The sequence below is a fragment of the Ferrovibrio sp. GW821-FHT12E11 genome (assembly GCF_058806975.1).
This window is the reverse complement of sequence record NZ_JBXAQG010000002.1, coordinates 20,439-32,954: the sequence shown is the minus strand read 5'-3', so window position 1 is coordinate 32,954 and position 12,516 is coordinate 20,439. Positions and strand designations below refer to the sequence as shown.

Here is a 12,516-nt window from a genome sequence, read left to right as displayed (position 1 = left end):
TCACTGCGCCGACAGCTCCAGGCCCGGCGCGTAATCGCCGGGCTTCTCCTTGACGATGGCCTGACCAGCAATCACCTTCGCTTCGTCCCAGGTTTCAAGCCGGAAGGCCAGCAGGCCGGCCTGCACGATCAGGCTGGCGATCACCAGGAAATCGTAGCGCACCAGCATGGCGTCGCGCGGATACCACAAATGTGTGGCGATCAGCAGCGCCAGCATCAGTCCGCCGAACAGGCAGGCCCAGCCCTGCTTGATGCCAAAAACCAGAAATTCGTAGGCATAGGCCGTCCAGCGCCCATGCCGGATCGCACGGTCGCCCAGACTGTCCTGAAGAGCCAGCAACCGCGTCGCCAACGAACCGTCGACGCGGGCTTCGTTCAGAGCCATCTCAAGCGAATTCCAGGATCACCTGATCGACGGCCAAGCTGTCGCCCTTCTTGGCATTGACCTTCTTCACCGTGCCATCGCGCTCAGCGCGCAGCACGTTTTCCATTTTCATGGCTTCCACCACGGCCAGCGCCTGGCCGGCCTTGACCGGCTCGCCTTCGGCAACGGCAATCGATACCACCAGGCCCGGCATCGGGCAGAGCAGGTATTTCGACATGTCGGGCGGCAGCTTTTCCGGCATCAGGCGCGCCAGCTCGGCCGCACGCGGCGTACGAACCGCCACGTCCAGCTCGGCGCCGCCATGGACGACGCGCACGCCGTCCGGCCGCGCCGAAACGCGGGCAACAACCGTCTCGCCGTTCACGGTGCCGCGGAAGAACGGCTCGCCCGGCTTCCAACTGCTGCGCACCTTCAGCACTTTGCCTTTGCCGATCTTCACATCGCAGCCGCCTTCGGCATCGGTCACGGTAAGCGGATATTCGGTCTTGTTCAGCACCGCGATCCATGCGGCATCAGGCACCCATTCCGGCAGGCCCAGCTTGCCGCCCAGATGGCGGGCACGCAGTTCGTTGCGGATATGCAGCAGGGTCGCCACCGCGAGTGCCGCGTTCTGGCGGTCTTCGGGCAGCACCGTGCCGCCGAAACCGTTGGGCCATTCCTCGGCAATGAAATTGGTCGAGATATTGCCCGAACGAAAGCGCGGATGATCCAGCACGGCCGAGAGGAAATTGACGTTATGGCCGATACCGCTGATCCAGGTTTCGTCCAACGCCGCCGACAGGGTCGAGATCGCCTCGGCGCGGTCTTTGCCGTAAGAGCACAGCTTCGAGATCATCGGATCGTAGAACATGCTGATCTCGCTGCCTTCGACCACGCCGGTATCGTTGCGGATCACCGCAGACTCCGGCGCGGTGCGCCAGCGCGAGAGGCGCCCGGTGCTGGGCAGGAAGCCACGCAAGGGATCCTCGGCATAGATGCGGACTTCCAGCGCCCAGCCATTCAGCTTCACGTCAGCCTGCTTGATCGAGAGTTTCTCGCCGGCGGCGACGCGGATCATCTGCTCGACCAAGTCGATGCCGGTGATCAGTTCGGTGACCGGATGCTCCACCTGCAGGCGGGTGTTCATTTCCAGGAAGTAGAAGCTGCGATCCGGGCCGACGATGAATTCCACCGTGCCGGCGCTGTCGTAATTCACGGTCTTCGACAGCGCGACGGCCTGCTCGCCCATCGCCTTGCGGGTCTTCTCATCCAGGAACGGGCTCGGCGCTTCCTCGACAACCTTCTGGTGGCGTCGCTGGATCGAGCATTCGCGCTCATGCAGGTAGATCACATTGCCATGCTTGTCGCCCAGCACCTGGATCTCGATATGGCGCGGCTGCTCGATGTATTTTTCTATGAAGACGCGATCATCGCCGAAGGAGTTCTTGGCCTCGTTGGTGGCCGAGGAAAAGCCCTGCGCCACTTCGTCGGCCGAGCGCGCAATGCGCATGCCCTTGCCGCCACCGCCGGCCGAGGCCTTGATCATCACCGGGAAACCGATCTCGGTGGCGATCTTCACGGCTTCGTCTGTCGATGCAATGGCGCCCAGATAGCCCGGAACCGTCGACACGCCGGCCTTCTGCGCCAGTTTCTTGGACTCGATCTTGTCGCCCATGGCGAAGATCGCCTCGGGATTCGGGCCGATGAAGGCGATGCCGGCGTCTTTCAGCGCGGCCGCGAACTTGCGGTTCTCCGACAGGAAGCCGTAACCCGGATGCACCGCCTGCGCGCCGGTCTGCTTGCAGGCCGCAACGATCTTCTCGATCACCAGGTAGCTTTCGGCCGCCGCCGCCGGACCGATATGCACCGCTTCGTCGGCCATGCGCATATGCAGCGCGCCGTCATCGGCGTCGGAATAGACCGCCACGGTCTTGATGCCCAGCCTGCGGCAGGTCTTGATGACGCGGCAGGCGATTTCGCCGCGATTGGCGATCAGGATTTTCTTGAACAGTGTCTCGGCCATGATACGCGCTACCCTTACAACGGAATGTTGTCGTGCTTCTTCCAGGGATTCTCCAGCTTCTTCTCGCGCAGCATGGCGAGCGAGCGGGCGATCCTGTAGCGCGTGTTGTGCGGCATGATCACATCGTCGATGAAGCCACGATGGCCTGCGACGAAGGGGTTGGCGAATTTCTGGCGGTATTCTTCGGTACGCGCGGCGATCTTCTCGGCATCGCCGATCTCGCCGCGAAAGATGATCTCCACCGCGCCCTTGGGGCCCATCACCGCAATTTCCGCCGAGGGCCAGGCATAGTTGACGTCGCCACGCAGATGCTTGGACGACATCACGTCATAGGCGCCGCCATAGGCCTTGCGCGTGATGACCGTGACCTTCGGCGTGGTCGCCTCGGCATAGGCGAACAGCAGCTTGGCGCCATGCTTGATGATGCCGCCGTATTCCTGGCTGGTGCCGGGCAGGAAGCCGGGCACGTCGACAAAGGTGACGATCGGAATGTCGTAGCAGTCGCAGAAGCGCACGAAACGCGCGCCCTTGCGGCTTGAGTCAATATCCAGGCAGCCGGCCAGCACCATCGGCTGGTTGGCGACGATGCCCACGGTCTGGCCGCCGATGCGGGCGAAACCGATGATGATATTCTTGGCGTAGCCGGGCTGTACCTCGAAGAAGTCGCCCTCGTCCACCACCTTCTCGATCAGCTCCTTCATGTCGTAGGGCTTGTTCGGATTGGGCGGCACCAGCGTGTCGAGCGAGGATTCCTGGCGACTGATCGGATCCCAGGTCTCGCGGACCGGAGCTTTTTCGCGGTTGTTCAGCGGCAGGAAGTCGAACATGCGGCGCGTCTGCGCCAGGGCCTCGACATCGTTCTCATAGGCATTGTCGGCCACCGAGGACTTGGTGGTATGCGTCACCGCACCGCCAAGCTGTTCCTGGGTCACCACTTCCTGCGTCACCGTCTTCACAACGTCAGGGCCGGTGACGAACATGTAGCTGCTGTCCTTCACCATGAAGATGAAGTCGGTCATCGCCGGTGAATAGACCGCGCCGCCGGCGCAGGGCCCCATGATGACGGAAATCTGCGGCACGACACCGGAGGCCAGTGCATTGCGCTGGAATACCTCGGCATAGCCGGCGAGGCTGTCGACGCCTTCCTGGATACGCGCGCCGCCGGAATCGTTGAGTCCGATCACCGGCAGGCCAACCTTCATGGCGCTGTCCATGATCTTGCAAATCTTGCCGGCATGGCTGGCCGAGAGCGAGCCGCCGAACACGGTGAAGTCCTGGCTGAAGACGAAGGTGGCGCGACCGTTGATGGTGCCGTAGCCGGTGACGACGCCGTCGCCGGCCACCTTCTGCTCGGCCATGCCGAAATCCGTGCAGTCATGCTCGACGAACATGTCCCACTCCTCGAAGGAGCCGGGATCGAGCAGCAGTTCGATACGTTCGCGGGCGGTCAGCTTGCCCTTGGCGTGCTGGGCCTCGATGCGCTTCGCTCCGCCGCCCTGCCGCGCCTGCGCGCGCTTTTCTTCCAACTGCCGGATGATGTCCTGCATGCAACTCCCCGTTATTGGCGCTGACTGCTGGGGCGCCTTATGACATGGCCGTGACACGGCAATAGCACATCGCGCAAGCCGGCAAAATAGCCGGCGCTGCAGTGCAATAGTCTAGTAGAAAACCCTGCGATAAAAGGAATTTATCGGGTCTGATATATCAGACCGCAGCGCGTGTCAGGACTGCCGCTGCGGCAGCCGGGCCTCGGTCAGATCGGCACCCTCCAGCAGGGCACGCGCCATGTCGGCATCGTCCAGCCAGGCCTGTCGCAACCTGGCGCCGCGCAGGTCGGCGTTGCGCAGCAGACAGCGCGTCAGGTTCGCCGGGAAGGATCGTACCTGGCCCACCACCAGCGGCCCCAGATCGGCATCGCGCAGATCGGCACGCACCAGCTGGGCGCCGGTCAGGTTGGCGCCGCGCAGATCGGCAGCGAACAGGTTGCAATCGCGCAGATCCGCGTCCACCAGTTTGGCACCCTGCAGCGATGCACGCTCCAGGTTCAGTCCCTGCAGCACCGCCCCTTCCAGCACGGCGCCGGTCAGCACCAGGCCGGGGCGCGGGCCGATGCTGCGCAGATCGAAGCGGCTGAAATCGAACAGCCGTCCGCTGGTGCCATCGGTCTCGACCCACAGGCGATAGAGCCGGAAGGCCTCGTCGATTGAAACATCCAACTCGGCGATCGAACGTCCCCGCGGCGTATCGTCCAGCACGTCGCGCAGATCCGCATCGGCCAGCTGGGCATTATCCATGCGGATGCCAACCATGATAGCACCGCGCAGCTGGGCGCCGCGCAGGTTGGCATTGCTGAGATCGGCACCGGAGAGATTCGCGCCGGAGAGTTTTGCCGCGGCAAGGTTGGCCCGGCCAAGCATGCAGTTGATCAGAACCGCATCGCTGAAATCGGTGCGGCCGGCATTGACGCCGCACATGTTGGCGCCGGTGAGATTGGCGGCCACCAGCTTGGCGCCGCCCAGGTCGACGGCATCATGCTCGGGCTTGGCGATGCGTGCCGAGCCATTCGCGTCGCGGCCGGTGGAAACACCGTCGCAAAGATCGGCTTCCTGCAGTTGCGCGCCGGTCAGATCGGCGCCGCGCAGCGATGCGCCGCGGAGATCGGCATGGTCCAGCCGCGCATGCTGCATGCTGGCACCGCGCAGATCGGCACCGAGCAGCGTGGCGCTGCTGAGATTGGTATCGGCCAGATTGACGGCTTGCAGATTGCAGCCGGTGAAGTCGGCCCCGGCCAGATCGGCGCCGGCCATGGTGAGATGCGACAGGTCGCGGTAATGCAGGATCGCCCGACGCCCGCCGGGCAGTCGCTGACGATACTTTTCATGGTCCGCGATGGTCGCGAGCAGCTCACCATAGCCAACCTTTGGCCGCTGGCGCTGCAGTGTATCTTTACCTGCCATTATGTCGGGCCCCCCCAAAGGCCGACATCAGAGTCCCTGTTCAGGATACAACTATAGCAAGCGATTTGCCGGTTCAGTAGAAAAGGTTGCAGCCAGAGGTGACATACAACTTTCGGCAATAAGCCTAAGGGGTCACCTGTAGCAGAGCTAGAAATTGCTCGGTAGCCCGCAGATCGGCGGCCAGATTTGACCGCCGATGGGTCGCCTCGGCATCCTCGCCCCATAGTCCGACCTGATACAGCTCGTCGAGCAGGCTGGCTTCCCAGGCTGTTTTTGCATCGACTCGCCCTTCCAGCAGCGCAAGGCCAAGGACCACCGAGCCGGTATTGGTGGTGGCCGCATGCAGGGCGGTCAGCCGGAAGGGATCGCAGTCATCGCAGGCCTGCCGCAGCCGGGCCTGCAGCGCCGGCGGCTGTGCCACGGCCATGATGCCGCCGGCAACGGCCAGTTCGATGCCGTAGCGCTCGCGGAACCAGTCGAGCAGCGGCTGCCAGACGGCTGCCTGCCGCGCCATCAGTTCCACCGGCTCGGTGGCCCGGTAGACCAGCAGATCAGTCTGGCCATACCGCAGGATTTCCTCGGCGGCGATGGCAGGATTGAGCTGCACACGGTCGATGGCGGTGGCGGCCAGCCGGGTCAGCGGCATCGCATCGGGCCGAATCTCGGTCTGCTGGGCGTCCCACTCGGCGGCGATCGCCGCGGCCAGGGCCGGCACGGGCAGCCGCATCTCCGCCTTGGCCGGCGTTTTCAGGGGCCGGCCGTCCAGCCGGATGGTGGCCGTGCCGTCAGGCTCGGCCTGCGCCGTCGCCGTCTTGTAAAAACGCTTCATGGCCGCGGCTTATAGCGACGCCGCCAGGCAACGGCAACCAGCCCGGGTCACCGGCCGAACAGGCGCTTCAGATTGTCGACCGGATTGTTCGACTGCGGCTGCTGCGGCTGGGTCGCTCCCGGCTTGGCGGTCGAGGCCGGCACCGGACGCCCTTCCGCCAGCGCGACCGCCTTGGAACAGGCGGTGGCCGCATCGTCGCCACCCGAACCCAGCGCCGGCGACAGCAGCGCCAGCGGCCCGAGCGCCGCATAGCCGGCCGCCGTGCCCAGCATGTTCTTGGCCAGTGCCGCCGTATCCGGCGTAAAGCCTGGATCGGTCAGAGGCCCGCGCACCATCACCGGCGGCAGCGCCGCGGCCAGACCGGTATCGCGCGAGGACGGCACCAGACGCAGGTTGAGCTGCTCGGTGCCCAGATTGACGGTGCCGTCGCCGGTCATGGTGAAGCTGCCGGTCTCGGCCAGCATCGCCTTGGGCGTCACCACGCCAGCCTTGATATCGAGGCCTGCCACCACGCATTGCAGCTTGGTCTTGGCCGTGGCGCGATCCAGGGCTGCGACCGACCGGGCCAGACCCGGCAGGAAGTCGCGCATGTATTCTTCCTTCAGCTCGCCCTCGCCCACCTTCAGAATTGCCTTACCGTTCAGGCCGGCCATCAGCTGGCGCATGCTGCCGCCCTGGCTGCTGACATCCAGCACCAGATCGGTCGGCGCACCCCGCCGGACGATGTCGGTGATGCCGGCCTTCTGCAGGTATTCGCTAAGCACGATACCCTTGCCATCGAGCTTGGCATTCAAGGTCTTGGCCTTGCCATTTAAGGTGATGTCACCGTTCAGGCTGCCCTGGGCCAGCGCCGCAATGACGGGCTTCACATTCAGCACGCCGTCCTTCAGGACAATCGCCAGCGCCACGCCCTGGGCATCGATGGTCGGGGCCTTGAAACGGTCGGCCTTGTAGCTGACCTGGGCGTCGGCGGCATTCAGGCCATCGAGCGGCAACGGGTCATTGCTGAACAGGCGACCATCGCCGGATTTGGTCGCAGCCGGCTTCGGCCCGGCCGCCGTGCCACCGCCGGCAGCCGGTTTGGCTGCCGCATTGTCCTTGGGCATCAGCGCGACCACATCCATGGACTTGGAGACAAGATCGGCTTTCACCGCCGGCTTGGCGCCGGCGAGATTCAGCTCTGCGGTGCCGGCAAGATCGCTGTCGGCAATTTTCGCGGCGATGTTGCTGAGGGCATAGCGCTGCGGTCCGGCATCCTTCACATCCGCCTGGAAAGTCAGTGGCACGGCCGGCATCCCGGCCGCGCCAAAGGCCGCAGCCAGCTTGGCCATATCCGGGGCTTCGGCCGAAACCTTCAGCGCCAGGCCTTTGGCCTGCATCGGCTGCGCGATGCTGCCATCAACTGCCATCTTACCGCCCGGAACCGTGACATTCAGTTTCACCGGCCAGGGCCGGCTCGGCGCCATCAGGTCGTCCAGGTTGCCGAGCGTACCGTCAGCCTTGATCTCGTTGCCGTTGACCACCGCCACCAGCTTGGTGGCCAGCAGGTTGCCGCTGGCCTGCTTGATCGAAAACTCACTGAGATTCACATCGGTCTTCGCGCCGGTCTGGGCATCGTGATAGGCCAGCTTCACATTCTTCAGCGAGACATTCTCGATCTGCGGCAGGCTGCCGCCAGTCCCTGACTTCGCAGCCAGAGGTGTGGAGGGCTGCTGCTGCGGGGCCGGTTTCTGGCTGGCGAAATCCCAGTTCGCCCGGCCCTGGCGATCCTTTTCGAGCAGCAGATCGACATCGGCCAGCACCAGGCTGTCGACCTTCACCTGGCTGCGGATGAGGGCCATCAGGTCAACCTGCGCCGTGAACTCGCCGATGGTGGCCATCTGCGGCCGGCTGCCCCAGGCAGCATTGGCGAAGCTGACCCGTTTCACCCCGATGCCCAGCGGCCAGAGGCTCAGCTTCATATCCTCGGCGATCTCGAGCTTGCGGCCGGTGGCTTCCTCGACGGCGGCCACGATCTGCGGCTTGAAGCGGTTCACGTCGACGGTCAAAGCCGCGACCACGACAGCGACGACCAGCAGCACCACAACGACGGCAATCCATTTCAACGCGCGCATCTGGCACCTCCGGTCAAAGCTGAAATCGATCAGGCCATCAGTTCGACAACCAGATCAGGAAGTTCCCCGAAGTTCTTGATTATCCTTGCTGCTCCGGCACGAAGCAGAATCTCTTCGTCATGATAGCCCCAAGCCACGCCGATCGCCATCACGCCGGCATTGCGGGCCATCTCCATGTCGTAAGTTGTGTCGCCCACCACGATTGTCGAGCCCGGCACGGCACCGGTTTCCGCCATCGCCTGCAATACCATATCGGGCGCCGGCTTGCCGGCCGCCACCACATCGCAGGTCTGCAGGGTGACGAAACGATCGGCCAGGTTATGGGTGGCCAGGGTGAAGTTGAGACCGCGACGGGCCTTGCCGGTGGCCACGCCGAACAGGAAGCCGGCTGCTTCCAGACGGTCGAGCGCCGGTACCAGGCCGGGGAACAGCGGTTCTTCGTGATCGGGCTCCAGACGCTGGGCCACGGCCGCGACCTTGTAGGCCTCAACCACCGGCGCCAGCGCCCTGCCGCCCAGCGGCAGCAGCAGGCGCTCGATGGCCACTTCCAGCGGCAGACCGACCGTGCGACGGACGCTGTCGGCCTCGGGCAATGCCAGGCTGTTGGCGGCAAAGGCGCTGTGCATGGCGCTGACAATATGATGCTGGCTGTCGACCAGCGTGCCGTCGCAATCGAACAGCACCAGCTTCGGTGGGGTGAAATCGGCAGCAACAGAGACAGAGCGTTCCATGGCGGCAAAAATCGCATGGCCGGCCTCCGGGCTCAACCACGGGCCGGAATTTAACACAGAGATTATTGGAAATTGGCAAAAAGAAGGCCTCCGCCACCAGACGAAGGCCTTCTTCCGATCAGAAACCGGCAGACTTAATTGGTCGCCTTCTTGGCGTCGCGCGCCTTCTGGTCCTGCTTGGCCAGATCCTGCTTGGCCTGGTCCTTCTTCAGATCGGCTTTGCGCTCGTCGGCCTTCTTGATGTCGGCCTTTTTCTCAGCCTTCTGCACATCCGCTTTCTGCTCGGCCTTCCTGACCGACGGCGTCGCCGGGGTGGCGGGCTGGGTCACGCCCGGCTGCGTCACGCTGGGCTGCGCCGGGGTCGCCGGCTGGGCCTGCGCGAAGGCGCCGGAAACGGCGCCAAGCGACAGGGCGCTGGCGAAAGTGACGGCCGTGGCGAGCATCTTGAGACTGGTCATGGGTGCCTCCTTCGGGGGCATGCGCACCGACGGTACATCCACCCGGATGCCTGCGGTCGGTACGGGCATCACGATGCCGGCGGATCGTGGCGACACGGGGATGCAATCAAGGCGTTGTTATGGCAGATAGAGAGCATGACAAAGCCGAAAAAAGCCACTGCCCGTCCCGCCGCCACCCGTCGCGCCACCTCCGTGGCCGGCCTCACCCAGCTTGGCCATGAGACGCATCAGCCAGCCAGCCCCGAGCTGGCCGTGCTCGAAACCGTACCCAATCCGCAGCCGGGCACGCTGTATCTGATCCGCTTCACGCAGCCCGAATTCACCAGCCTGTGCCCGATGACCGGCCAGCCGGATTTCGCCCATCTGGTGATCGACTATGTGCCGAACCGGCAGATCGTTGAATCGAAATCGCTCAAGCTGTTCCTCAACAGCTTCCGCAACCATGGCGCTTTCCACGAGGACTGCACGGTCAGCATCGCCAAGCGCCTGGTGAGTGCCATGCAGCCGAAATGGCTGCGCATCGGTGGCTACTGGTATCCGCGCGGCGGCATGCCGATCGACGTGTTTTATCAGACCGGAAAGCCACCGACAGGACTGTGGCTGCCCGAACAGGGCGTCGCCTCCTATCGCGGCCGCGGCTGAGCCATTGATGCTGGCGCGCGGTCTCGTGCTGCTGGTCTTTGCGGTCGGACTGGCCGCATGCAGCGGCATGGAGAACAGCGTGCGCGACCTGAACCGCAGCCTGTATCGCGGCCTGGGTGGCGAAACGCGCACGCGACCGGTCGACAGCACCAGCAGCAGCGCCGGTACGCCCTGCTTCAGCGCAGATACCGGCCTGCTCTACACGAGCCAGACCGGACGCTGCGCACCGGGCTACAGCCCGGTCGGCAGCGAACAGGCCGAACGCCAGTATCAGGCTGCATCGACACGGGAGCCGGTCGCCGGCCGCGGCGCGCCGGAAATCACACCGGCCCCGTCGCGCAGTTTCACCCCTGCATCGCGGGCACCCGGCATCGGCACCGTGCCGCAATCCAACGTGCCACCGGGCGGACCCGGCGGCGCAGCGGTGACACCCTATCCCAGCAACGAGGCGCGCGTGGGCGAAGGCATCTATGCGCTCTGCTATAACGACGGCAGCGGCCATGTTTTCGAGGCGCAGGCCTGCCCGCCGGGCAGCCGCTGGATCAACACCGAAGAGGCCGAACTGCTGCAGCGTGCGCAACTGGCGGAAGCCTCCTGGTGTTTCTATCCCGACCGCCGCCTGCTCTATCGCAGCCGCGCCTGCCGGCCGGGCGACCAGAAAGTGAATCTGGCCGAAGCCAACCGCATCTGGGACACCCTGCCGGCTGACCGGCGCACCCGAAACCGCCCATCGGAAACCGGCGGCGGCGTGCAGCCGGTACCGTCGATGAACGCCGCACCGCGCGGCGGCGTGAATGCTACGCCGCTGCCTGCGCCGAAATAGCGCTTGCATCCTTCAGCACGATGGCGAAGCGGTCGTTCAGCGCTGCCATGGTGATGCGATGCAGGTCCGCGGCCTTCACCGTTTCGGTGCCGGCCGGATCCGGCAGGTCGCGATCCGCACAGGCTGACCCCACCACCGCTGCACGGTAGCCATGATCCAGAGCGCTGCGCGCCGTGGCGCTGATGCACATGTGGCTCTGGAAACCGCAGATAATCAGATCGCTGCGCCCCAGCCCCTTCAGCACCTCGTCCAGGTTGGTCCTGGCGAAGCTGTTGGGCAGGCCCTTGGTGACGATGGTCTCGCCATCCAGCGGCCGCACGGCAGAAATGAAATCCGCCTTCGGACCTTCGGGGTTGAACAGCGCGCCGCCCGGGCGACCATGATGGCGCACATGGATCACCGGTGCGCCATGGGCGCGAGCAGCGGCCAGCAGCTTGCCGATCTCGACCACGGCCGGCTCGATACCGGTCAGCGGCAGTCCGCCATCGGCCAGGTATTCATTCTGGGCGTCCACCACAACCAGGGCAGCCTTGTCCCACAGGAACGGCACGCCGGCAGCGCCGGCCATTTCAAGCAAAGTCTTCGGGCGAGTCATTGACGCCTACTCCATGTTGCAGTCCGGCCGGATGGCCGTATGCCGGATTTAAGCCATGGCGGCCTTTGTGCAAATTCCATAAGATTGCGCGATGACTATGCAAAAACGCACAGAGGGAAAAAGCCAGGGCCAGCCTGACTGGAACGACCTGCGCTATGCGCTGGAGCTGGCCCGCCACGGCAGCCTGTCGGCCACCGCCCGGGTGCTGAAGGTCAACCATGCGACCGTGGCCCGGCGCATCGCGGCGCTGGAAGAAACCCTGGGCTATGCACTGTTCGAGCGACGGGCGCGCGGCTACCGCCCGACGCCGCTGGCCGCGCCGGTGCTGCAGGCGGCCGAGCAGATCGAGGCCCCCCTGCTCCGTCTTGGCCGGCTGGCCGATGCGCAGCGTGGCGAAGCGGTGGAAGGCCTGGTGCGCATCACGGCCACCGAAGGCGTCGCCAGTCATACCATCGCGCCCTGCCTGGCCGAGCTGCGCCGGCGCTGGCCGCGGCTGGAACTGGAAATCCTGGTCGATCATCGTTCGCTCAGCCTAGCGCGCCGCGAGGCCGACATCGCCATCCGCTGGGCCCGGCCGAAGACCGGCGAACTCTATGCCAGCCGGCTCGGCGCCGTGCCGTACCGCCTGTATCGCCATGCCGCAGCCCTCGACCGCACGACGGTCGCCGCCTTCGACGAAAGCCTGGACGAGCTGCCGGAATCCTTGTGGCTGAAAAAATCCGGCCTGCGCCAGGCGATCCGCAGCAACAGCATGATCCCGCTGGTGGCCGCCGCCCGTGCCGGTGCCTGCGCCGTGCTGCTGCCCGACTATATCGGCCGGCAGTATCCCGAGCTGACGGCAGACCCCGGCAAGCCACCGGTGACGCGCGAACTCTGGCTGGTGCTGCACCGCGACCTGCGCAAGGCACCCAGGGTGCGCGCGGTGGCTGATTACCTGTCGGCGACCATCAAGACGGCGCTGCGCACCACCGGATAATCCGC

Annotated in this window: 12 protein-coding genes; 3 read left to right on the top strand and 9 right to left on the bottom strand. The window is 65.0% G+C overall.

From position 1 onward, the window contains the following. The 8 genes from AC1ROT_RS20270 to AC1ROT_RS20235 all read right to left on the bottom strand — a co-directional run bounded on the left by AC1ROT_RS20270 (window position 1) and on the right by AC1ROT_RS20235 (window position 9,475). A complete protein-coding gene (locus AC1ROT_RS20270) occupies window positions 1-384 on the bottom strand; it encodes a DUF817 family protein (RefSeq protein WP_493001267.1) in 384 nt (127 codons plus the stop codon). Window position 385: 1 nt separating this feature from the next. Continuing rightward, on the bottom strand, window positions 386-2,386 hold the full coding sequence (locus tag AC1ROT_RS20265; RefSeq protein ID WP_493001265.1) for an acetyl-CoA carboxylase biotin carboxylase subunit: 2,001 nt from the start codon (window positions 2,384-2,386) through the stop codon (window positions 386-388). 14 nt (window positions 2,387-2,400) lie between these two features. Then, window positions 2,401-3,933, bottom strand: a complete 1,533-nt coding sequence (locus AC1ROT_RS20260; RefSeq protein WP_493001264.1) for an acyl-CoA carboxylase subunit beta — start codon at window positions 3,931-3,933, stop codon at window positions 2,401-2,403. 174 nt (window positions 3,934-4,107) lie between these two features. Continuing rightward, entirely contained in the window at window positions 4,108-5,343 is a 1,236-nt protein-coding gene (locus AC1ROT_RS20255; RefSeq protein ID WP_493001262.1) for a pentapeptide repeat-containing protein, read from the bottom strand. A 124-nt stretch (window positions 5,344-5,467) separates the two neighbouring features. Continuing rightward, window positions 5,468-6,172 (bottom strand): ATP12 family chaperone protein, encoded by a 705-nt coding sequence (locus tag AC1ROT_RS20250; RefSeq protein WP_492972869.1) that lies wholly within the window; start codon window positions 6,170-6,172, stop codon window positions 5,468-5,470. A 47-nt stretch (window positions 6,173-6,219) separates the two neighbouring features. Continuing rightward, window positions 6,220-8,286 (bottom strand): AsmA family protein, encoded by a 2,067-nt coding sequence (locus AC1ROT_RS20245; RefSeq protein ID WP_493001261.1) that lies wholly within the window; start codon window positions 8,284-8,286, stop codon window positions 6,220-6,222. Between the two features lie 29 nt (window positions 8,287-8,315). Further along, window positions 8,316-9,017 carry an HAD-IA family hydrolase gene (locus tag AC1ROT_RS20240; protein WP_493001260.1) on the bottom strand — a complete coding sequence of 234 codons (702 nt, stop codon included), beginning with the start codon at window positions 9,015-9,017 and terminating at the stop codon, window positions 8,316-8,318. Between the two features lie 134 nt (window positions 9,018-9,151). Then, complete coding sequence (locus AC1ROT_RS20235) at window positions 9,152-9,475, bottom strand: hypothetical protein (RefSeq protein ID WP_493001258.1); 324 nt, start codon at window positions 9,473-9,475, stop codon at window positions 9,152-9,154. Between the two features lie 135 nt (window positions 9,476-9,610). On the opposite strand from AC1ROT_RS20235, the gene queF reads away from it, so the two are divergent. Both queF and AC1ROT_RS20225 read left to right on the top strand, forming a co-directional pair. After that, a complete protein-coding gene (gene queF / locus AC1ROT_RS20230; protein WP_493001256.1) occupies window positions 9,611-10,117 on the top strand; it encodes a preQ(1) synthase in 507 nt (168 codons plus the stop codon). Between the two features lie 7 nt (window positions 10,118-10,124). Further along, window positions 10,125-10,940, top strand: a complete 816-nt coding sequence (locus tag AC1ROT_RS20225; RefSeq protein WP_493001254.1) for a hypothetical protein — start codon at window positions 10,125-10,127, stop codon at window positions 10,938-10,940. Here AC1ROT_RS20225 and AC1ROT_RS20220 read toward each other — a convergent pair. After that, the gene (locus tag AC1ROT_RS20220; RefSeq protein WP_493001252.1) at window positions 10,915-11,535 is read right to left on the bottom strand and encodes a cysteine hydrolase family protein; all 621 of its coding nucleotides are present in this window, start codon (window positions 11,533-11,535) and stop codon (window positions 10,915-10,917) included. The two genes, AC1ROT_RS20225 and AC1ROT_RS20220, sit on opposite strands and share 26 nt — an antisense overlap. A gap of 91 nt (window positions 11,536-11,626) precedes the next feature. Between AC1ROT_RS20220 and AC1ROT_RS20215 the strand changes: the two genes are divergently transcribed. Then, window positions 11,627-12,511 (top strand): LysR family transcriptional regulator, encoded by an 885-nt coding sequence (locus AC1ROT_RS20215; RefSeq protein WP_493001251.1) that lies wholly within the window; start codon window positions 11,627-11,629, stop codon window positions 12,509-12,511. Window positions 12,512-12,516 lie beyond the last annotated feature (5 nt).

Coding starts and splice junctions, on each gene's coding strand:
- AC1ROT_RS20270 (WP_493001267.1), bottom strand. CDS start 384: ATGGCTCTGAACGAAGCCCGCGTCGACGGTTCGTTGGCGACGCGGTTG.
- AC1ROT_RS20265 (WP_493001265.1), bottom strand. CDS start 2,386: ATGGCCGAGACACTGTTCAAGAAAATCCTGATCGCCAATCGCGGCGAA.
- AC1ROT_RS20260 (WP_493001264.1), bottom strand. CDS start 3,933: ATGCAGGACATCATCCGGCAGTTGGAAGAAAAGCGCGCGCAGGCGCGG.
- AC1ROT_RS20255 (WP_493001262.1), bottom strand. CDS start 5,343: ATGGCAGGTAAAGATACACTGCAGCGCCAGCGGCCAAAGGTTGGCTAT.
- AC1ROT_RS20250 (WP_492972869.1), bottom strand. CDS start 6,172: ATGAAGCGTTTTTACAAGACGGCGACGGCGCAGGCCGAGCCTGACGGC.
- AC1ROT_RS20245 (WP_493001261.1), bottom strand. CDS start 8,286: ATGCGCGCGTTGAAATGGATTGCCGTCGTTGTGGTGCTGCTGGTCGTC.
- AC1ROT_RS20240 (WP_493001260.1), bottom strand. CDS start 9,017: ATGGAACGCTCTGTCTCTGTTGCTGCCGATTTCACCCCACCGAAGCTG.
- AC1ROT_RS20235 (WP_493001258.1), bottom strand. CDS start 9,475: ATGACCAGTCTCAAGATGCTCGCCACGGCCGTCACTTTCGCCAGCGCC.
- queF (WP_493001256.1), top strand. CDS start 9,611: ATGACAAAGCCGAAAAAAGCCACTGCCCGTCCCGCCGCCACCCGTCGC.
- AC1ROT_RS20225 (WP_493001254.1), top strand. CDS start 10,125: ATGCTGGCGCGCGGTCTCGTGCTGCTGGTCTTTGCGGTCGGACTGGCC.
- AC1ROT_RS20220 (WP_493001252.1), bottom strand. CDS start 11,535: ATGACTCGCCCGAAGACTTTGCTTGAAATGGCCGGCGCTGCCGGCGTG.
- AC1ROT_RS20215 (WP_493001251.1), top strand. CDS start 11,627: ATGACTATGCAAAAACGCACAGAGGGAAAAAGCCAGGGCCAGCCTGAC.